We start from the raw sequence: 19834 nt of genomic DNA, 5'->3' as shown, positions 1-19834 counted from the left end.
CCCCTGAAGGGGAGGGGCTTACGCAGCTCTGGCCTTTCGCGCCCACTCCCGCTAAGGCGCCCGCAATTCATTCCCAACGAGGATATTATGGGTTTCAAATGCGGTATTGTCGGGCTGCCCAATGTGGGCAAGTCCACCCTGTTCAACGCGCTGACCGAGACGCAGGCGGCGCAGGCGGCTAACTATCCGTTTTGCACGATCGAGCCCAATGTCGGCGCGGTCGCGGTACCCGATCCGCGGTTGCATGTGATTGCTAAAATTGGTGGCAGCCAGAAGATTATCGAAACGCAGCTGAGCTTTGTCGACATTGCCGGCCTTGTGCGCGGTGCCTCCAAGGGTGAAGGTTTGGGCAACCAGTTCCTCGCCAATATCCGCGAGGTCGATGCGATCGTGCATGTGCTGCGCTGTTTCGAAAATGACGACATCCAGCATGTCGACAACAAGATCGATCCGATTTCCGACGCCGATACCGTCGAGACCGAACTGATGCTTTCTGACCTTGAATCGCTCGAAAAGCGTGTGCCCGCCTTCCAGAAAAAGGCGACCGGCGGCGACAAGGAGGCGAAGGTCGCTGCGGCTGTGCTGGGTCGCGCGCTCGATCTGCTGCGCGATGGCAAGCCCGCACGGCTGTTAATCCCGAATGATCCGGAAGAAACGCGTATCTTCCAACAGGCGCAGTTGCTGACTTCGAAGCCCGTCCTCTATGTTTGCAATGTCGAGGAAGCATCTGCGGCAGAAGGCAATGCCCTATCCGCCAAGGTGTTCGAAAAGGCCAAAGCCGAAGGTGCGGAGGCGGTGGTCGTCTCCGCCGCGATTGAGGCAGAGATTTCGACCATGCCCGCCGAAGACCGCGAAGTGTTCCTGTCCGACCTCGGGCTGCACGAAACCGGTTTGGCGCGGGTTATCCGGGCGGGTTATGAGCTGCTCCACCTCATCACCTTCTTCACCGTTGGCCCCAAGGAAGCCCGCGCGTGGACGGTGTTCAAAGGTGCCAAAGCCCCGCAGGCAGCCGGCGTGATCCACAGCGATTTCGAGAAAGGCTTCATCCGCGCCGAAACCATGGCCTATGACGATTACGTCCAGTATAATGGCGAAGCCGGGGCCAAGGAAGCGGGCAAGTGGCGCTCCGAAGGCAAGGAATATGACGTGAAGGACGGCGACATCATGCTGTTCCGCTTCAACGTTTGATTTCGCTCAAGGACTTGATCGACTGATAGCCGTTAGGGCGACAGCATGAGCGAAGCAGACCCCAAATCCAAACCGCAATTGCCGTTCGACCGCATTGGCGGGCGCGAACCGATCGCGCGCATGGTGAACCGCTTTTACGACCTGATGGAAAGCGAACCCGATTTCTCCGAACTACGCGCGATGCACGCGCCTGACCTTACGCCGATGCGCGAATCGCTGACCGATTTCCTGATGGCATGGATGGGTGGCCCACGCGACTGGTTCGAAAAGCGGCCTGGCGCCTGCATCATGTCCGCCCACCGCGCGCTCGACGGCATGAATTTTGCGGTCGCGACGCAATGGGTGCTGGCGATGCAGCAGGCGGCGAAGGAAACAATCCCCGGCGATCCGGATTTTGTCGACAGCATGGTTTCCGCCTTTGCCAGCATGTCCAAAGGCATGGCGGCCAATGCCGGGAAGAGTGACAATCACTGAAGCGCAGCCTATGTTACGCGAATGAGACAGTTTGTTGCTTTCGTTTTGAGTTCTGCCATTCTGTTGCCTAGCGCTGCTGAAGCGCAGGAGCATGACCATTCGCAGATGGATCATAGTGACGCCAATGGTTCGAAGCACCCCGCTGAATCCAAATATTGGTCAGGCTGCAGAGTGATCGATCATGGACATGACAGCGAGGCAATCTGGGATGTAAAGCTATGCCGAGCTGCAGAAGGCTCCGGCACGTCACGCCTTCCCGCGGCAGAGGGTGGCGGCCATTCCGGCCTCCACATCGACGCAGGCGACAACTGGATGGTTATGGCGCACGGCTATGCCTGGGGTGTTTACACCGACCAGAGCGGCCCGCGCGGCGATGACAAGGCCTATGTCCAGTCGATGGCGATGCTCAATGCCGAAAAGGAAACCGGCTGGGGCAAGGTGCAGCTGAAATCGATGTTCAGCCTTGAACCGCTGATGAAAAATCGCGGCTATCCCAACCTGTTTGCCTCCGGTGAGACGGCCGGCGGTGAGGCATTGGTCGATCGCCAGCATCCGCACGATCTGTTCATGGAACTGGCTGCGCGGGTCGACATCAATGTCGGCACAGACAGCAGCGTCTTCCTTTATGGCGGCCCAGTCGGCGAACCTGCACTCGGCCCGAGCGCGTTCATGCACCGTGGCTCTGCCCGCTACAATCCGGAAGCGCCGATCACGCACCATTGGTTCGACAGCGGCCATATCACCTATGGCGTTGCCACCGGGGGCTATGCCACGCGCCAGTTCCAGATCGAGGGGTCGATCTTTACCGGGCAGGAGCCAGACGAGGATCGCTGGGACATCGAAAAGCCGCGCTTCGACAGCTGGTCTGTGCGGGCAACATGGAACCCGACCCCCAACTGGGCCGTGCAGGCGTCAACCGGGCGGTTGAAGCAGCCGGAATCGCTTCACCCAGGCGAAGATGAGCAGCGCACCACGGCCTCGGTCCATTATGCCAATGGCAGCGGCTTGTCGGCAATGCTCGCGTTCAGCGCGAAGGACCGCAAGCCGGGCGAAACGCTGACCGCATGGTTGGCCGAGGCCAACTGGAACATTGACGATCATCACACCATCTTCGGCCGCTTCGAAAATGTGAAGAATGACGAGCTGTTCCCAGAACACACCGATCCGCTGCACGACATTCCGTTCCGTGTGAGCAAGTTCCAGGCCGGCTATGCTTATCGCTTACCGCTGGGTGAGCAGTTCAACCTTGCGCTGGGCGGTACGGTTTCGGCCTTTGCCAAGCCCGATGCGCTCGATGCAGCATATGGCGAGAACCCGATGGGCTATACGCTGTTCGCTAGGCTTTCGCTGGGACTGTGAATATCCTCACCATCGCAAGTCGATGGGGAGGAATTAGTCGTCCGCCAAATTCCGGTAGATCGCGACCGAGAGGGAAACCATCAAGGTCGCGATCACCGCACCCAATGCGGCATCGACGCCTGATTCAATGAAGGGCACGCCTTCTGCACCGGCGAGCAAACGGCAGGCAAGGCCTACAAACAGGCCGATGATCATTGCCGTCAAGCTGGCGACCAGAGCAACCACCAGCGTCAGGAAAAAGATCGACCATCCATTGCCGCGGGTCAAATCCCATGCACGGGATATGGTGCCGGAAAATCCGCGCTCGGTCTCGGCAACGACCACGGCGCCCAACGGCGTCAAACGACCGGCGAGATACATACCCGGCAGGAGGAGCGCCAAAAGCCCGGCGAGCGTGATCAATCCACCTGCAAGCTGGACGATGAAGTAAAAGGGCAACAACGCCAAAGCCTTGCCCAGCGCCGAACCGATTGTCGCCAGATCCTTGCGCGTCAGCAGCACATAGATCGCGACTGCACCGAAAAAGCTGAGCAATCCAGTCGGCAAAAGGGTCAGCCAATTGTCGGCATAATAGACCTGAAACACCCCCAATATTTCGGCGGGGGTCGATGCGCCCTCGAGATCGGGTTGCCCGGCAAACAGTCGCGACACCCAGTCGGGGACAAACAGAAACAGCCCCGAAATCGCCCCCACGCCTTCGCGATGCGCGTTCAGTTGCGCCTGCGTGTCTTTCCAGACGCTGGAATAATCGAGTTTGCGGTTCATGGTTCCTCCGGTTGTTTTCGGGGGTTAGAGGCAAGGTACGGGGCTGGCAAGAAATTCACATTTCCACTTCTTCGTCATTCCCGCGAAGGCGGAAATCCAACCCCCGCCTTCCAAGTTTATACGGCAGGGGTTGGGCCCCCGCCTTCGCGGGGGTGACGAAAGGGATTAAATAATTTCTTAGCTTGCTCTAAGGCCACGCCATGAAAGCCATAGGCGATATAGACTGGGACGTTTCGGAAGGGCATGTGCCCTACCCGGAAGCGCTCGCCCGGATGGAGGCACGGCAGGCGGCTGTCCACGAGGGCAGCGCGCGCGAACTGGTCTGGCTGCTCGAACATCCGCCGCTCTATACCGGCGGTACCAGCGCGGATCCTGCGGAACTCCTCAGCCAGCAATTCCCGGTTTACGATACCGGGCGCGGCGGGCGTTACACCTATCATGGGCCGGGGCAGCGCGTGGGCTATGTCATGCTCGACCTTGCCAAACGCTGCAAGGATGTGCGGTGCTATGTTCACGCGATCGAGGGCTGGGTGATTAATGCGCTCGCCCGGTTCGGGGTAGAGGCGCGGCGGGCCGAAGGGCGTATCGGCATCTGGTGCGATACGAGATCAGGGCAGGAAGCAAAAATCGGCGCCATCGGCGTGCGCGTACGCCGATGGGTCACCGCGCATGGCTTTGCCGTCAATGTCGCGCCCGACCTGTCGCATTTCGGAGGAATCGTGCCCTGCGGAATTGCCGAATATCCGGTCACCAGCCTGGCCGAGCTTGGAATCACCGCCAGCCTCGACGATTTCGATGCCGCCCTGGAGGCGACATTGCCCGAATTCCAGAACGCGCTTGCAAAAGCCGGCGGCTCTTGCGAGTTAACCAACAACTTCGACCAAAACCGTAGTGCTGCGCCTGTCGAAGCACGCCCTGCAGAAAAGCGCGCTTCGACAGGCTCAGGGCTACGGTGATTGTTTAAACCGAGAGGATGATATGCGTCGCACCCTGATCTTACTGGCACTTACCATTCCCGCGCTTTCGGCCTGTGGCGGCAATGATGCCGACAGCAAGGTCACCGAAACCCGCATGGACGATATCGACAGCGTCGAAGGCTCGATCAGCGATGAGATGATCCCGACCGACGAAGTGACCGAACAGGCGCCGGTCGAGGCGAGTGCAGCGTCGGCTGCTGCTAAGCCCAAGGCGGATGAAAAGGCTGCGGCGGAGAAGCCTGGAGCCGCACCGACCGCTGAACCGACATCCAAGGCAGGCGAGTAAATTAAAGCATGGCATCACCGCTCGCCGAACCTTTGACGCTGCCCTGTGGTGCGATATTGCCCAACCGCATTTCCAAGGCAGCGATGACCGAGGGGCTGGCCGACATATATGGGCGTGCGACGGGCGAACTCGACCGGCTCTATCTGGCATGGAGCGAGGGTGGTGCAGGGATGCTGCTGTCGGGCAATATCCATATCGATGCCGACCATCTCGAGCGGCCCGGCAATGTTATCATCGACCGCGAGCCTGATGATGAGGCGAAACGCGCGCTTTCGCATTGGGCAGCGGCCGCAACGCGCAACGGCAATCATTTCTGGGCGCAGATCAGCCATGCCGGGCGCCAGACGCAAAAGGCGGTCAATCCGCATCCCAAGGCACCCTCGGCCGTCAAGCTCGGCCTGCCCGGTGGCCAGTTCGGCCAACCTGTTGCGCTGACCGAGGAAGAAATTCTCAACATCATCGCCCGTTTCGGAACAGCCGCGCGGGTGTGCAAGGAAACGGGATTTACCGGCGTGCAGATCCACGCCGCGCATGGCTATCTATTTTCGCAATTCCTGAGCCCGCGCGCCAATTTGCGCGAGGATCGCTGGGGTGGCAGTCTCGAAAATCGAGCGCGCATCTTACTGTTCACTGTCAACACCGTGCGCACTCTGGTTGGGCCTAGCTTTCCGATCTCGGTCAAGCTCAACAGCGCCGATTTCCAGAAGGGCGGTTTTGCCTTTGAAGACAGCCTGCAGGTTGCCAAATGGCTGCAGGATGCGGGCGTCGACCTGATCGAGATTTCGGGCGGCACTTATGAGCAGCCCAAGCTGCTCGGCATGGAAGGGATGGAAGAACCCGAAGAGCAGAATGTTGCCGTGTCTACGCTGCAACGCGAGGCCTATTTCGTCGATTTTGCCAAGGCGATGCGCAGCGAAGTCAAGGTGCCGTTGATGGTCACCGGCGGCTTCCGCACCCGATCGGCGATGGAGCAGGCTCTGAAGCAGGGTGCTGCCGATGTCATCGGTATCGGACGACCGATGTGCTATTTCCCAGACGCCGCCAAAAGGCTGCTCGGCGGGATGGAGATGCTGCCGCGCAAGGAGAATGAGCTCGCGCTGTTTCCGCCTTCGTTGCAGTGGCTCAGGCGCTGGAAGGCCATGCGGGCCATCGACAGTTTTGCCTGCCAATACTGGTTTTACAGCCAGCTCTACGCGTTGGGCAAAACCGGCCGACCCGCAATCGATATGAGCGTGTTTCAGGCGATGCGCGAGGTGGAAAGCACGCATAAACATTGGCTGAAGGAACGGCGGGCAGCGTTGAAATAGGCGCTGTGCAGGCAGTGTTTCGGGAGAGGAAAATATGAAACCCTGGTTACGATATTCGATCTGCATTCTGCTCGGGCTTGGCGGAGGTACGGCGCTGGCTGTGTCGCAGGTACGCAGCGACTATGCAGATAAGCAGGTCAAAAATGGTCCGTGGAGTGCAAACACAGACCAGGGAACGGCCAAAGCATCGGCGATGACCCGCGCCAAGGTCGCTCTCAACGGCCTGCTCGCCTTGCCCGCCAAAGAAGCCATGTATTTTATCTCCCGCACCGACAGCGATGGGGCTCTGCTCGATGGCAAATGCACATATAAAGTCAGCGGTGGCGAACTAGATGCGCGCTGGTGGAGCATCACGCTTTACAAAGGCGAGGGTTGGCTGGTGAAAAATGCCGCCAACCGCTGGTCGGTCGGCGGGAATGCGCCTGTGCGTGACGAAAAGGGCCACTGGACGTTCACGGTTGCGCCCGAAAAGGTCGACGGGGTTTGGCTGCCGACCGGAAGAACGCCGCGTTTCGATCTGACTTTGCGCACATACCATCCGCGCGGTTCATTGCTCAATGATCCGGCGAAAGCCAAACTGCCGACCATTACGAAGGAGTCATGCGCATGACCCGCAACTGGCTTATTCCAATCATCGTCGGCCTTATTGCCTTGGCCGTCGCATGGCAGGGAACTTTGGTGGCGACACCCTATGTGCTTATGTCCGCAGCGATGAAGCGGATCGGCAATGCCGATGGCAACGGGCGAGCCAATGTCTTCGCCTTTGGCCCGATGGCAACCGCCGACCGCCAGCCAATTGTCAGGCCCAGCCCTGATCTGGTCTATTCTTCCTGCGTGTTTGATCTCTCGCAAGGTGTTGTGCTGGTCGATGTCGAACCGGTTCCCGAACGTTATTGGTCGATTAGCATTTTCGACGCTCGCACCGACGTTGCAGCCGTACGCAGTGATCGCGACACGGGTGGCAAGGCGGCACGATTGGCATTGCTGCGTGACGGGCAAAAGGCACCTGCGGGCTATGAAGCGGTCGAACTTGGTTATGACCGGGGTATCGCCTTGATCCGCATTTTGCTCTCCGATCCGTCCGAATTTGAACAGATCGACGCAATCCGTCGTAAATCGAAGTGCCGCACGGTCGACGCCAAATTGCTGGAGAAATGAGCGCAAAATAGGGCTTGCGAATCCGTGAGCGCAGGCCTATTGGCACGCCTCCACGCACCCATAGCTCAGCTGGATAGAGCACCAGACTACGAATCTGGGGGTCGGACGTTCGAATCGTTCTGGGTGCGCCATTTTCCTCTCCTGTGCGTGAGAGCCCCTCCCCATGACCGCCAATGAAAAATCCGCCGTCGTCCTTTTGTCCGGCGGGCTGGACTCGATGGTTGTCGCCGGGCTCGCTCGCGAAGCTGGCTATGCGATCCTCGCTTTGACCGTTGATTATAACCAGCGCCACCGGATCGAGCTGGAAAGTGCAGCGCGCATTGCCGCGCATCTGGGCGCTGCCGAACATATCGTGCTCCCGCTCGATCTGCGCCGCTTCGGTGGTTCAGCGCTCACAGCCGACATCAACGTCCCGAAAGATGGCGTTGACGATAGCAGTATCCCGGTGACCTATGTTCCCGCGCGCAACACGATCTTCCTGTCGCTTTGCCTTGGCCTAGCCGAAGCACGGGGTGCACGTGATCTGTTTATCGGTGTCAACGCGCTCGATTATTCGGGCTATCCCGATTGCCGCCCAGAATTCATTCGCGCGTTCGAGGATATGGCGAATCTGGCCACCAAGGCGGGCGTAGAGGGTGACCGCTTCACGGTGCACACGCCGCTGCAACATATGACCAAGGCCGATATTGCACGCGAGGCGCACCGTTTAGGCCTCGATGCCGGGATGAGTTGGACCTGCTATGATCCGACGCCCGACAATAAGGCCTGCGGGAAGTGTGACAGCTGCCGTCTGCGTGCCAAGGGCTTCATAGATGCCGGGCTGCCTGATCCCACGGCTTACGCATGAGCTACGCGGTCAAGGAAATCTTCCTGACCTTGCAGGGTGAAGGCGTGCACGCGGGGCGGCGCGCGGTGTTTCTGCGCTTTGCCGGCTGCAATTTGTGGACAGGCCGCGAGGAAGATCGCTCCAGCGCAGTCTGCCAGTTTTGCGACACCGATTTTGTCGGCATGGATGGCGAAAATGGGGGGCGTTATGAAGCAACCGAGCTGGCCGCCAACGTCGCCGCTTTGTGGGGCGAGGGGTGCGAGCACCGCTATGTCGTGATGACCGGTGGCGAGCCGATGCTGCAGGTCGACGACGCTCTGGTCGATGCGCTGCATGGTCAGGATTTCACCATCGCCATCGAAAGCAACGGCACCATCGCGGCACATTCCGGTATCGACTGGGTCTGCATCAGCCCAAAGGTAGGCAGCGAGGTCGTGCAGCGGCAAGGCAATGAGCTCAAGCTGGTCTGGCCACAGTCAGGCAGTAACACTTCGGCAATGGAAGGCTGGGCTTTCGACAATTTTCTGATCCAGCCGATGGACAGCGGCGATTCGGGCGTCAACGAGTCGAACCGGAAATCGGCGATAGAATTTGTCTCGCAAAACCCGAAATGGCGACTTTCTCTCCAGAATCACAAGCTGTTAGGCCTGCCTTGAATGCGTGGTAAACCCCTTTGACTCAATGAAGCTTTAGTGACAGTCTCTCCCTTGGAGAATTTGCAGGGGAGAGTGCAATGGCATCCAAGGCCCAGTTCGGTTCGCAGGTTGCGAACCATATCGATCACAGCAAAAAAATGAGCACGCACGTCGCCTATGCTCTGGTGGTGTACACACTGCTTTTGATTTTTGAAGTTTCACCAATGATCAAGGGATCGGGCATGTCGATCTGGCCTTATTTCCTGCTGGTGGCATTGATCGGCCTTGTCATCATGCCTTGCCGCAATCTCGAACGGAAATGGCAGCTCATTGATGCGCGCCACGACGATGACGTCGAAGGCATGTTCCGCCGTGACCTTATCGGTTTGTGGATGGCGGCAATCGGCTTGCCGACTGCTTTGATGGCCACCATCTGGATCATCCCCTGATTGACCGGAATCGGACCCGCGCCTAAGCGGGTCGGATGCTGACACCCAATGAAGCGCTAGACCGCGCCATAAATCTCGTCGAACAGGCCAAAAAGGCGGGCGCTGACGCCGCCGATGCTGTCTATCACTGCGATGCCTCCACCGAGGTCCAGGTGCGTCTGGGGGCGCTCGAAGATGTCGTGCGGTCGGAGGGTGAGGAGATCGGCCTGCGGGTGTTTCTTGGCCAGCGTTCGGCCACAATCTCATCTTCAAGCATGAATCCCGAAGTGCTGAAAGGGCTGGTGACGCGCGCGCTGGATATGGCGCGCGAAGCGCCTGAGGATCCCTATGCCGGGCTGGCGCCGCAGGATATGCTGCTGAAAGGTGCGATCCCCGACGTGCAAAGCGACGACGGGCTGGACCCGGACCCACAATCGCTGCGCGAAGTGGCCTTGGCCTGCGAAGATGCAGCGCGCGCGGTCAAGGGTGTGACTAACAGTGAGGGTGCCGGGGCAAGTGCGGGCCGCTCGATCTTCGCGCTTGCGACTAGCCACGGCTTTGCCGGTGCCAACCATTCTTCCGGCTATGGCGTGTCGGCCAGTGTGCTGGCGGGCGAGGGCGACGCCAAGGAACGCGACTATGACTGGCGCTCGGCACGCCACCGCGTCGATCTCGACAGCGCAGAAGCAATCGGCAAACGGGCAGGGGAGCGGGCGGTGCGCCGGATCAATCCCGGCGCGATCAAGAGTGGTACCTTGCCCGTCCTCTTCGACCCGCGCATCGGCGGTTCGCTGGTCGGGCACCTGATGGGTGCGATCGGCGGCAGCATGATTGCGCGCAAGACCAGTTTCCTGCTCGACGCATTGGATGAAGCATTATTCGACAGCGCGATCAGCGTTATCGACGACCCATTGCGCCCTCGCGGCCTTGGCAGCCGCGCTTTTGACGGCGAAGGCCTGCCTACGGCGCGCACCGCCGTGATCGACAAAGGCGTGTTGACTGGCTGGATGATGGAAAGTGCAGCTGCGCGGCAATTGGGGCTGAAACCGACCGGCCATGCCAGTCGCGGTGGCAGTGGTGCCCCAGGAACCAGCCCGTCCAACCTTCATCTCGAAGGCGGCACGCTATCGGTTGCGGAACTGATTTCGGATATCGACTATGGCGTCTATATCCATGAATTATCAGGGCAAGGCGTCAATATCGTCACCGGCGATTATAGCCGTGGGGCCGCAGGTTTCCTGATCGAAAAGGGTGAGATAGTCGGCCCAGTCAGCGAATTCACTATCGCTGGAAATCTCAAGGATATGTTCCGCGCGCTAACCCCTGCCAACGATCTCGAATTCATCCGATCGACCAATGTGCCGACAATGCGCATCGACGGCATGATGGTGGCGAGTGCCTGATCGCGACGCGGCGCTAAAAGCGATCTGCGAGGCAGGTGACCTCGCGCTGGACGCATGGCGCGAAGGCATGGCGCCTGCCACCGGGGTCTGGGAAAAGAGCAAGGGCAATCCGGTCAGCGAGGCGGACCTCGCGGTCGATGCGTTGCTGAAAGAACGACTGGGTGGACTCTCCCCCAATATAGGCTGGCTGTCCGAAGAGACCGTGGATCATCCCGACCGGCTGTCGATGTCGCGCCAGTGGCTGGTCGATCCGATCGATGGCACGCGCGATTATATTCGCGGACGGAGCGGCTGGTGTGTGTCGGTCGCCTTGGTCGAAGGTAGCGAGGCTGTGTTTGCAGCAATGTATGCGCCCGTCACCAAACAGCTTTGGGTCGCACACAAGGGAGAGGGCACGACCTGCAACGGCAAGCGCCTTTTAGCCAGCACACGCAGCGAATTTATTGGCGCCCGCGTCCCGACCGATGCCTTGCCCAAGGTCGATCGCGACCTTGAAATGGTGCACAAGCCCAACAGTATCGCGATGCGGATGACGATGGTCGCTTGCGACCGGGCAGACCTGGTGGCGACGCTGCGCTGGGGGCATGAGTGGGACATCGCAGCAGCGCATCTGATTGCCGAAGAGGCGGGGGCTGTGGTCACCAGTGCGACGGGCGAACCAATTCGCTACAACAAACGCGAGCCGATGGACTTCGGGCTTATCTGCTGCGCGCCGGGGATACATGATGCTGCGATCGAGCGGCTCAAAGAACGGGCTGCTTCGTTGCTTGCATAGCAACTGCCCCTGCCTTCGCAGGGGCGACGTTTATTTGTTTCTTGTCCACAACCCCTCGCGATCAATGGGGGCGGGTTGGTTGGTTATCGCATCCCCAAATGCCCTCGCGACCCATCGCAGTTTCTCACCGCGCGAAGTGAAAATTCTTCCATCCCAGGCGTGTTCGCCTGCCGCACGAACCTTGCGCGCAATATCGCCGTAAATGCCCGCTGCGGACAATACTGCCCAGCGGGCGCGGAAGGGCAGGCGTGCGGCACCAATGCGGGCCGAGGCCTCATATTGCCCCGCTTCGTCGGCCAGCCATCGGCCGATCAGCGCCAGTTTCTTGCGGTTGTGCGGGCGCAGATGTTCGCCGGGTTCAAGATCGAGCTGTGCGAGCCAGTCATCGGGGATGTAGCAACGCCCGGCGCGGCCATCTTCGGCAATGTCGCGGGCGATATTGGCGAGCTGGAAAGCCATTCCAAGATCGCAGGCGCGGTCGAGTGTTTCGCCGTCATCGGGTGATACCCCCATCACCATCGCCATCATCACGCCGACGGCTCCCGCCACATGAAAGCAATAGCGGTACAGGTCGGTCTCGTGTCGTGGTTGCCAACCGGCGGTGTCGAGCGCGAAGCCCTCGATCACATCGTCCGCCATTTTCTGCGTCAGCCCGCATTCGCGCGCGACCACGCCAAGGCAATCGAAGGCTGGGTCGCCCGTTGTTTCGCCCTTCAACGCTCGGGCAGTCAGTTCGCGGATCGACTGCAGTCGGGCCGAAGGATCAGCGACGTCCGCCATCGCCCCGCCATGATCCTGTCCGTCGGCCATGTCGTCGCATTTGCGGCACCATGCATAGAGCAGCCAGACCCGCTCGCGCGTGGTGCGGTCGAACAGCTTGCTGGCGGCGGCAAAGGATTTCGACCCGCGGGCGATACTGTCGCGAGCATAGGCGACGAGTTCTCCCCTCCCGCTTGCGGGAGGGGCTGGGAGAGGGCCTGTCAATTCACCAGTCACGCCCGCTTCATGCCCTCCGATAACCCCTCCCGCAAGCGGGAGGGGGAATTAAAGATCCTCGGCCTTCATCTGAAAGATGCTCTTGTGCGGCTCATAGCTCGCCATTTTGCCAAGCAAGCCGTCCATCGTCTCATCGACAATCATGATGCCCGCATGCTGCGGACGGATAAAGCCTACCTGCACCATATGCTGGTTGAACTCGATCAGCCGGTCGTAAAAACCCGCGACGTTCAGTAGTCCAACCGGTTTTTCATGATAACCCAGCTGGGCCCAGCTGATCGCCTCCCACAATTCGTCCATCGTGCCGACGCCGCCGGGAATAGTGATGAAGCCGTCCGACAGGTCGGTGAACATCCGCTTGCGCTCGTGCATTCCGGGGACGACATGCAGTTCGGTGCAGCCGCGGTGCGCAACCTCACTGCCGACCAAGGCTTCGGGGATGACGCCAATGACTTCGCCACCCGCTGCAAGGCAGGCATCCGCCACAGCGCCCATCAGTCCTAGGCGACCGCCGCCATAGACCAACCCGATCCCGCGCGCGGCCAGTTCACGGCCGACCATGCGCGCGCATTCGATATAGATTGGATCAGCCGGGGTGGCCGAACCGCAATAGACGGCAAGACGTTTCAACGCTTCAAATCCTCGATCATCAATTCCGCCGTGGCCTTGGCGCTGCCGACCACGCCGGGAATACCAGCCCCCGGATGCGTTCCTGCGCCGACAAAGTAAAGATTGGAAAGCACGTCATCGCGATTGTGCACGCGGAACCAAGCGCTTTGGGTCAAGATTGGTTCGAGGCTGAAGGCGCTGCCCAGATGCGCGTTCAGGTCGGTGCCAAAATCGGCGGGGGTGTAGTGGAATTTGGTGACGATACGGTCGTGGATGTCGGGGATCAGGCGGCGCCCGACCTCGTCGAGGATGCGTTTTTCAAAGACCGGCCCCATTTCCTCCCAATCGATCGGCAGTTTGCCCTGATGCGCGACCGGGGCCAGCGCATAGAAAGTCGAGCAGCCTTCGGGTGCCATCGACGGATCACTGACCGTCGGGTGGTGCAGATAGAGCGAAAAATCCTGCGGCAACACACCGGTCGTGTAGATATCGTCGAGCAGCCCTTTGTATCGCGGACCGAACAGGATCATGTGGTGCGGAATGCCAGGCCAGGTCCCCTTGATACCGAAGTGGACGACGAACAGGCTGGGCGAGAACTTCTTGCGCGATAGGCTCGCCGCTGCTTTCGACCCGCGCGGGTGGTGGCCGAGCAGGTCGCGATAGCTGTGCATGATGTCGCCATTGGTCGCGATTGCGTCGCACTCGATACGATAACCCGAATGGGTAACGATGCCGGTGGTGCGTTCGCCCTGCGTCTCGATCCGTTCGACCGCGTCGCCAAGCAGTATCGTACCGCCGATGCGCTCGAATTGCTTGACCATCGCCGCGACCAGCCGGTTGGTGCCGCCCTTCGCGAACCAGACGCCACCATCCTTTTCCAGCTTGTGGATCAGTGCATAGATCGCGCTGGTCTTCATCGGATTGCCGCCGACCAGAAGCGTGTGGAACGACAGCGCCTCGCGCAGCTTCTCATTCTTCACGAAGGATGAAACCATCGAATAGACGCTGCGCCATGCCTGATATTTGGCGAGCGCAGGCGCCGCCTTGATCATCGACGCAAAGTCAAGAAACGCCTTGGTGCCGAGCTTGACATAGCCTTCGTCATGCACGCCCGCGCTATATTCAAGGAACTTAGCGTAGCCCGCGACATCTTCGGGGTTCAGCTTTTCGATTTCCGAACGCAGTTTGGCGTCGTCATTCGAATAATCGAAATTGGTGCCGTCGGGCCAGTTGAGCCGGTAAAAGGGCATGACCGGCATCAATTCGACATCGTCGGCCATGTCATGCCCGGTCAGCGCCCACAGCTGGGTTAGGCAGGGTGGGTCGGTGATCACCGTCGGGCCGCCATCGAAAATGAAGCCGTCACGTTCCCAATAATAGGCGCGCCCGCCGGGCTTATCGCGCGCTTCGACGATGGTGGTCTGAATACCGGCGGCCTGCAGGCGGATGGCGAGCGCCAGTCCGCCGAAGCCCGAACCGATGACAACGGCTGATTTCATCTTTTTTTCTTCCGTGCCCGAATTGCCTGCAACGCCTTGCCAATGGGTACCGGCGGCTTGCCAGAGAGTATGCGCGCTTTGTCGCCGCCGGTCGTCTGCCCGGCGTAGAAGCGTTCGATCAATCCGGGGTTAAGCCTGTAGAAGCGTTCGAGGATCTTGTACCGCTCGCTGGGTTCCGACGCGCGGAACAGCATCCGGTTGAGAATGCGGTAGAAATTTCCGCTCTTCCAATGTTCCTGTGCGCGCTGCCGCATCAGCATGTTTAAACGGTCGCCGTCGAAATCGGGCAGTTCGGAGATATAGATAGCGTTACGCACCGCATCGGGCAGCGAGTAACTGGTAACCGCATGGAAAAATGCGCCCCGCGCGCCAGCCTTCGCCGTCCGTCCGCTGCCGCTCGCCCAGTAATTTTCAAGGTCGCCGCCCATGACGACGGGCAGCACACCGGTCTCTTCGCGCAGCACCCGTTCGACCTGCCAGCCTTTGCCATCGGTATAAGCGGCGATCCGCTGCGCCATGACACGGCGGTCGAGATCGGGCTTGTCGCTATAATAGGTGTCTTCGACAAAGACCTTGTCCATGCCAAAGGGCAGGACATAGACGAAGCGATATCCGTCGAGCTGATCGACCGTTGCGTCCATTACGATCGGGCGCGTCAGATCGTGCGGTTCGGAAAGCTGCATCAATTGCCCGGTGAACTTCTGCCAGCCACAGTCGAGGTGGTGATAATCCGCGACCCCGCGCGCATCGATCACCCCGCCCGCATTGATCCGCTGCGCTCCATCCAGCACGACTAACCGGGGGCTGACGGCTTTTACCGTGCGCCCCGTCATCAAGGACGAGGCTGGCAGATTGTGCCGTAACAGCCAATCGAGCCGTTCGGATTCTATGGTGTAATAGATATTGTCGAGGCTGCGGCTATGCTCTGGAAAGTGCACGTCATAGCCCGACCAGCCGTAAGTGACGAGCGGGGCAGTCAGCCAGCGATGTTCGGGCGCGATGTCGCTCGCGAAAAAGCTCCAGATATGGTTGCCGCCAAAATGCGGTTCCTGCTCAACGAGCACGATCTTGAGCTCGGGCCGCTGCCGCGCGACGGCAAGCGCAATCAACCCACCGGCAAGGCCGCCGCCGACAATGGCAAGATCGCATTTGATAGGTGTTGGGGCTGCCAAGGGCATGTCAAAAGCCCTAGCGCAGCCGCTTTGGCTTCAAAAGCTGCCTTTTGCACAAAAGCGTGGATAATGCGGGGATATCGATCGATCCAAACGATACAGGCCGGAGCTTTCGCTCCGGCCTGCCCGTCGGGATTGTACGAGACTGCGTGCGCAATCCCGCCGGTTCCCCTGTTAGCTCAGAATTCGCCAGCGACGCCGACGCGGGCACCAATGCTATCGCCGCCGGCATAGGAAATGCCGCCGGTCACCGCGAACGGGTTATCGGTGTTGGCACGATAAGCAAAGGACAAGCCGATCGCTTGTTCGCCGCGATAGGTCGCTGCGTTCAGCGCATAGCTTACCCCGCCGACATTGGATGGCATCGGTGCCGTCGTGAGCGCCAATGCCGTTGCCGAACCGCGGCGTGAATCGCGACGATCACGATCGGTCAGCGCAAACAGCTCGCTGATCTGGGCGGTGTGCGTTGCCGTTAGTGTCTGCAGCGCGGGGATCGCGCCAAGGCTGAGCGATTCCAGGGCTGTGAGGCGGCTGTTCTGGGTCGTGTTCACCACCTGGATCGCGGCGATCTGCGTATCCTGCACGGCGTTCTGCGCGACTGCAGAATTGGCTGTAGTCTGTGCAGCATTGGCGGCTGTTTGTGCTGTCGCCGCATTGGCCAGCGCAGTATTCGCCGTAGTTTGCGCCGTGGCAGCGCTGGCTGAAGCCCCACCGACAGCCGCGTTCAACTGGCTGACATTAACAGCATCGGTTGCATCCACGCCCGCCGCCACGTTCACGATCCGCCGTTCAGTCCCCGCAGCGCCAACCGACACGGTATTGGCTTGGTTTGCGATCGATCCGGCGCCAAGGGCTACCGCATTATCAGCGGTGGCTTGGGCGCCGCTGCCAATCGCGACGCCATTTAGGGCCGTCACTTGTGTGTTCTGACCGAGCGCTGTGCCGCCGTCGCCCGACACTTCGCTGTTCGCGCCGATCGCCGTGCCGCCAATGGCGTTGGTTTCCGCGCGACCGCCCACTGCAGTCTGGTTACTGCCAGCGTTAACCGGAGAGTTCGGCGTATTGAAGGTAAATCCGGTGCCCGCACGCGCGGTCGAGCCGATCGCTACGGTATTGCTGCCGACTGCCACTGCATTGCTGCCCAACGCGCTTGCGGCGTTGATGCCGATGTTCGCCGGAGTTACCGTCCCGCTGAACCGCGCCGTCGCGTTTTGCCCGAGCGCCACACCATTGTCCTGCGCCAGAGCATTAAAGCCGATAGCAGTCGAGGCGAACGTCGTTGCCGTGGCGCTCGGCCCGATGGCCTGAGCGCCCAAGCCTATGGCAACGCCGCCTGCCTGGCTGACCACGGTATTGGTGCCAAGCGCGGTACCGTCTTCGGCGGTTATTTCCGAATTGGCGCCAACTGCCGTTGCGTTGTTCTGGTTGGCTTCGGCCCGTCCGCCGACAACGGTAATGTTGTTACCGGCGTTCACCGGTGAGTTCGGGGTATTAATGGTGAAACCGGTGCCAGCCCGCGCTGTGGTGCCGATGGCAATCGTGTTCGACCCAATCGCGACCGCATTGCCGCCGACAGCGACTGCCGAATTGATGCCGATATTGGCAGGGGTGACCGTGCCGCTAAATCGCGCCGTGGCCGAATTTCCGATGGCAACGGCATTGTCATGCGCCACGGTATTGAAGCCGACCGCGACAGATGCAAAAATCGGATTGGTTGTGCTTGGCCCGCTGGCCGTCGCATTCTTGCCGACAGCAACGCCGCCTGCTTGTGTGACGGTAGCATCGGCACCGCATTCTGTGCCGTCGGTCGCGCCTGCGCTGGTGTTACACTCGGGTGTGGCATCGGCCCAAGCAGGGCTGGCATTTGCTGCAACCAAGGCAGCGGCGGAAATCGAAAGTGTTTTGATGATTGTACGGGTATTCATGTGCAGTCTCCTGATGTTACTTGCGCAACACCGGCAGCAGATGCCCAAAAAATATTGCACCAGACGCCGATATTGCGGACATGGTGCGACCCCGTAATCGTTCGGATATTCACCCGTAAACAAGGTGATCTATACTTAACGACAGGTAAACTTTGGCACTATTGTAAAGGCGTGTATAGGATGGAAACGACATCCGCTCATCTCTGCGCGACGATATAGACACTTGGACCGCGTCTGCTATTTGCACTCAATGACCCAAGTCCGTTTTATGCTTTTCTGTTTCATGTTGCTGGCGTCTGCGTGGGTCGCTGCGAAAGTTTTGGCACAGGCTGACGAACCCGCGGCGGAACAATGCGTCGGATATAGCCGCACTGCGACCGACAGTTTCAATCTGGTCAACAATTGTGACTCGCCCATCGAAGTAGCGATTTGCATCGATGACGCTGCAGCAACCAACTGCACATCAGCCGATCGGTTTGCGCGCCATTCAATTGCCGCGAATGCTCAGGTTCCGGGCGTTTTCCAGCCATTGCAGATACTCAGCATTTTTGCTTGCAGAATGCCTGCAGTGGTTCGAATTGAATCTGGCGGCCGTGCCAGTTGCGATCCGACTGGCACCGCCAATCTTCCATTGCTGCTGGCTTCGTCGCTCAAGAACGCAGCATCGATCATCACGCCCGCAGATTATCCACGTGGCGTGACGGCCTCGGGTACTACACGTTTTGAAATGGTCGTCGCTGCGGATGGACGCCCGCAAAGCTGCACGGTCACTGTTTCCTCGGGCAAGGACGCGCTCGATAAGGCAACCTGCAACGCCTTCATGAAGCGCGCACGCTTCACGCCCGCCAAAGGCGCAAACGGACTCGCATCCGCTGGGCGCTATCGCGGCAATGTGACCTGGAAGGAACAATGACGCCGACGATTGCGGCATTGGGCTCGGCGCTGGCGATGACATTAATTGTCGGCGTCCGCTATCTGGCGACCAGCGGCTTTTTCGCTTGGCTGACGGGCAAGGTTCACCCCGGGCTCTATGCAAAGCTAAACGCGCAGATGCGGCGGGAGATTTACTGGTCGTTATTATCCGCAGGCATTTACGGGGTTCCAGCAGGCATTGTTGCTTGGGGCTGGCAGAACCGCGGCTGGACGCAAATCTATACCGACATTGGCCAATATCCGCTTTGGTATCTGCCGCTATCGGTCTTTTTCTTCCTCGCTGCGCATGACACATGGTTTTATTGGACGCATCGCTGGATGCACTGGCCAAGGCTGTTTCGCGTCGCCCACGCCGTTCATCATGAAAGCCGACCGCCGACCGCTTGGGCGGCAATGAGCTTTCATCCATGGGAGGCGGTGACGGGGGCGATTGTCATTCCGGCGCTGGTTTTCCTGATCCCGATACATGTTGGCGCTTTGGGGCTTGTACTCTTCATCATGACGCTGATGGGCATCACAAACCACATGGGCTGGGAATTGTTTCCGCGCAGTCTTGTTCATGGACCATTGGGTCGCTGGCTGATAACGGCGACGCATCATCAAAAGCATCACGATGCATTTAAGGGAAATTATGGGCTCTATTTCCGTTTCTGGGACCGTCTTTGCGGCACCGACCTTGGCCTTGGCGATTTTGGCGGGGCAGGGCGCGGCGCAAGCAACTGACGACGCGACACTGACCGTTTCGGTCACTGGTTTGCGCAATCAGAAAGGCAATGTCCTTGTCTGTCTGACCGCCAATGCAAAGGCCTTTCCCGATTGTTCGAAGGACCCGGCGGCGCATAAGCGGACGGTACGAGCGTCGGCTGCGGGTTCGATCAGTTTCACCGGCCTGTCGGATGGCACCTATGCGCTGTCGCTGATCCACGACGAGAATGCCAATGGCAAGCTCGACACCACGCTCGCCATTCCCAAGGAAGGTTTCGGATTTTCGCGCAACCCGAAGATCACCTTTGGCCCGCCCAAATTTGCCTCGGCGGCCTTTGCGCTGACCGGCTCGGCAACGCAGACCGTTAAAATGAAATATATGCTCTAACTTTCACATTTTGATTTTGGTCAATT

22 protein-coding genes and 1 tRNA gene are annotated in these 19834 nt (G+C 59.7%); 17 read left to right on the top strand and 6 right to left on the bottom strand.

The genetic code is table 11. The features are described 5' to 3' along the window. The first annotated feature begins 87 nt into the window (after positions 1 to 87). Genes ychF through ABL922_RS07130 form a run of 3 tightly spaced genes read left to right on the top strand, consistent with a single transcriptional unit; the run spans position 88 to position 3021 of the window. Positions 88 to 1188 (top strand): redox-regulated ATPase YchF, encoded by a 1101-nt coding sequence (gene ychF, locus ABL922_RS07140; RefSeq protein WP_349023521.1) that lies wholly within the window; start codon positions 88 to 90, stop codon positions 1186 to 1188. Between the two features lie 45 nt (positions 1189 to 1233). Continuing rightward, positions 1234 to 1662, top strand: a complete 429-nt coding sequence (locus tag ABL922_RS07135) for a group II truncated hemoglobin (RefSeq protein ID WP_349023520.1) — start codon at positions 1234 to 1236, stop codon at positions 1660 to 1662. A 21-nt stretch (positions 1663 to 1683) separates the two neighbouring features. Next, a complete protein-coding gene (locus ABL922_RS07130; protein WP_349023519.1) occupies positions 1684 to 3021 on the top strand; it encodes a hypothetical protein in 1338 nt (445 codons plus the stop codon). A 33-nt stretch (positions 3022 to 3054) separates the two neighbouring features. On the opposite strand, the gene ABL922_RS07125 is transcribed toward ABL922_RS07130, so the two are convergent. Continuing rightward, the gene (locus tag ABL922_RS07125) at positions 3055 to 3786 is read right to left on the bottom strand and encodes a hypothetical protein (protein WP_349023518.1); all 732 of its coding nucleotides are present in this window, start codon (positions 3784 to 3786) and stop codon (positions 3055 to 3057) included. 200 nt (positions 3787 to 3986) lie between these two features. On the opposite strand from ABL922_RS07125, the gene lipB reads away from it, so the two are divergent. From lipB to ABL922_RS07070, 11 genes are all read left to right on the top strand, one after another. Then, positions 3987 to 4742 carry a lipoyl(octanoyl) transferase LipB gene (gene lipB, locus ABL922_RS07120; RefSeq protein ID WP_349023517.1) on the top strand — a complete coding sequence of 252 codons (756 nt, stop codon included), beginning with the start codon at positions 3987 to 3989 and terminating at the stop codon, positions 4740 to 4742. 22 nt (positions 4743 to 4764) lie between these two features. After that, the gene (locus tag ABL922_RS07115) at positions 4765 to 5049 is read left to right on the top strand and encodes a hypothetical protein (protein ID WP_349023516.1); all 285 of its coding nucleotides are present in this window, start codon (positions 4765 to 4767) and stop codon (positions 5047 to 5049) included. Between the two features lie 8 nt (positions 5050 to 5057). Continuing rightward, on the top strand, positions 5058 to 6356 hold the full coding sequence (locus ABL922_RS07110; RefSeq protein ID WP_349023515.1) for an NADH:flavin oxidoreductase/NADH oxidase family protein: 1299 nt from the start codon (positions 5058 to 5060) through the stop codon (positions 6354 to 6356). Between the two features lie 34 nt (positions 6357 to 6390). Then, positions 6391 to 6966, top strand: coding sequence for a DUF1214 domain-containing protein (locus ABL922_RS07105; protein WP_349023514.1), 576 nt, complete (start codon positions 6391 to 6393; stop codon positions 6964 to 6966). Beyond that, positions 6963 to 7514, top strand: a complete 552-nt coding sequence (locus tag ABL922_RS07100) for a DUF1254 domain-containing protein (protein WP_349023513.1) — start codon at positions 6963 to 6965, stop codon at positions 7512 to 7514. The genes ABL922_RS07105 and ABL922_RS07100 overlap by 4 nt, the downstream gene beginning before the upstream one ends. A 54-nt stretch (positions 7515 to 7568) precedes the next feature. After that, positions 7569 to 7645, top strand: a tRNA-Arg gene (locus tag ABL922_RS07095). A 32-nt stretch (positions 7646 to 7677) separates the two neighbouring features. Next, entirely contained in the window at positions 7678 to 8361 is a 684-nt protein-coding gene (queC, locus tag ABL922_RS07090) for a 7-cyano-7-deazaguanine synthase QueC (RefSeq protein WP_349023512.1), read from the top strand. Beyond that, on the top strand, positions 8358 to 8996 hold the full coding sequence (gene queE / locus ABL922_RS07085) for a 7-carboxy-7-deazaguanine synthase (RefSeq protein ID WP_349023511.1): 639 nt from the start codon (positions 8358 to 8360) through the stop codon (positions 8994 to 8996). The genes queC and queE overlap by 4 nt, the downstream gene beginning before the upstream one ends. Positions 8997 to 9073: 77 nt before the next feature. Beyond that, positions 9074 to 9424: a hypothetical protein gene (locus ABL922_RS07080; RefSeq protein WP_349023510.1), complete on the top strand. Its 351-nt coding sequence runs from the start codon at positions 9074 to 9076 to the stop codon at positions 9422 to 9424. A 35-nt stretch (positions 9425 to 9459) separates the two neighbouring features. Continuing rightward, complete coding sequence (locus tag ABL922_RS07075; protein WP_349023509.1) at positions 9460 to 10806, top strand: TldD/PmbA family protein; 1347 nt, start codon at positions 9460 to 9462, stop codon at positions 10804 to 10806. Then, positions 10799 to 11581, top strand: coding sequence for a 3'(2'),5'-bisphosphate nucleotidase CysQ (locus ABL922_RS07070; RefSeq protein WP_349023508.1), 783 nt, complete (start codon positions 10799 to 10801; stop codon positions 11579 to 11581). The genes ABL922_RS07075 and ABL922_RS07070 overlap by 8 nt, the downstream gene beginning before the upstream one ends. Positions 11582 to 11611: 30 nt before the next feature. Here the strand turns inward: ABL922_RS07070 and ABL922_RS07065 are convergent, their stop codons facing one another. From ABL922_RS07065 to ABL922_RS07045, 5 genes are all read right to left on the bottom strand, one after another. After that, entirely contained in the window at positions 11612 to 12577 is a 966-nt protein-coding gene (locus ABL922_RS07065; RefSeq protein ID WP_349023507.1) for a phytoene/squalene synthase family protein, read from the bottom strand. Between the two features lie 48 nt (positions 12578 to 12625). Next, positions 12626 to 13207: a TIGR00730 family Rossman fold protein gene (locus ABL922_RS07060; protein ID WP_349023506.1), complete on the bottom strand. Its 582-nt coding sequence runs from the start codon at positions 13205 to 13207 to the stop codon at positions 12626 to 12628. Then, positions 13204 to 14685 (bottom strand): phytoene desaturase, encoded by a 1482-nt coding sequence (locus ABL922_RS07055; protein ID WP_349023505.1) that lies wholly within the window; start codon positions 14683 to 14685, stop codon positions 13204 to 13206. Before ABL922_RS07055 ends, ABL922_RS07060 begins: the two co-directional genes overlap by 4 nt. Beyond that, a complete protein-coding gene (gene crtY, locus ABL922_RS07050) occupies positions 14682 to 15863 on the bottom strand; it encodes a lycopene beta-cyclase CrtY (protein ID WP_349023504.1) in 1182 nt (393 codons plus the stop codon). The genes ABL922_RS07055 and crtY overlap by 4 nt, the downstream gene beginning before the upstream one ends. Positions 15864 to 16036: 173 nt before the next feature. Then, positions 16037 to 17782, bottom strand: coding sequence for a hypothetical protein (locus ABL922_RS07045; RefSeq protein ID WP_349023503.1), 1746 nt, complete (start codon positions 17780 to 17782; stop codon positions 16037 to 16039). Between the two features lie 268 nt (positions 17783 to 18050). On the opposite strand from ABL922_RS07045, the gene ABL922_RS07040 reads away from it, so the two are divergent. From ABL922_RS07040 to ABL922_RS07030, 3 genes are read left to right on the top strand one after another with little or no spacing between them, the layout of a single operon-like run. Next, a complete protein-coding gene (locus ABL922_RS07040) occupies positions 18051 to 18695 on the top strand; it encodes a TonB family protein (protein WP_349023502.1) in 645 nt (214 codons plus the stop codon). Then, on the top strand, positions 18692 to 19438 hold the full coding sequence (locus tag ABL922_RS07035; protein WP_349023501.1) for a sterol desaturase family protein: 747 nt from the start codon (positions 18692 to 18694) through the stop codon (positions 19436 to 19438). Before ABL922_RS07040 ends, ABL922_RS07035 begins: the two co-directional genes overlap by 4 nt. Beyond that, the gene (locus ABL922_RS07030) at positions 19392 to 19808 is read left to right on the top strand and encodes a DUF2141 domain-containing protein (protein WP_349023500.1); all 417 of its coding nucleotides are present in this window, start codon (positions 19392 to 19394) and stop codon (positions 19806 to 19808) included. Before ABL922_RS07035 ends, ABL922_RS07030 begins: the two co-directional genes overlap by 47 nt. Positions 19809 to 19834 lie beyond the last annotated feature (26 nt).

The organism is Sphingorhabdus sp. (genome assembly GCF_040079335.1).
In the GTDB taxonomy this organism is placed as follows: Bacteria; Pseudomonadota; Alphaproteobacteria; order Sphingomonadales; family Sphingomonadaceae; genus Sphingorhabdus_B.
Note: the sequence above shows the minus strand (reverse complement) of the source record. Positions and strands in the feature narration are given on the sequence as shown.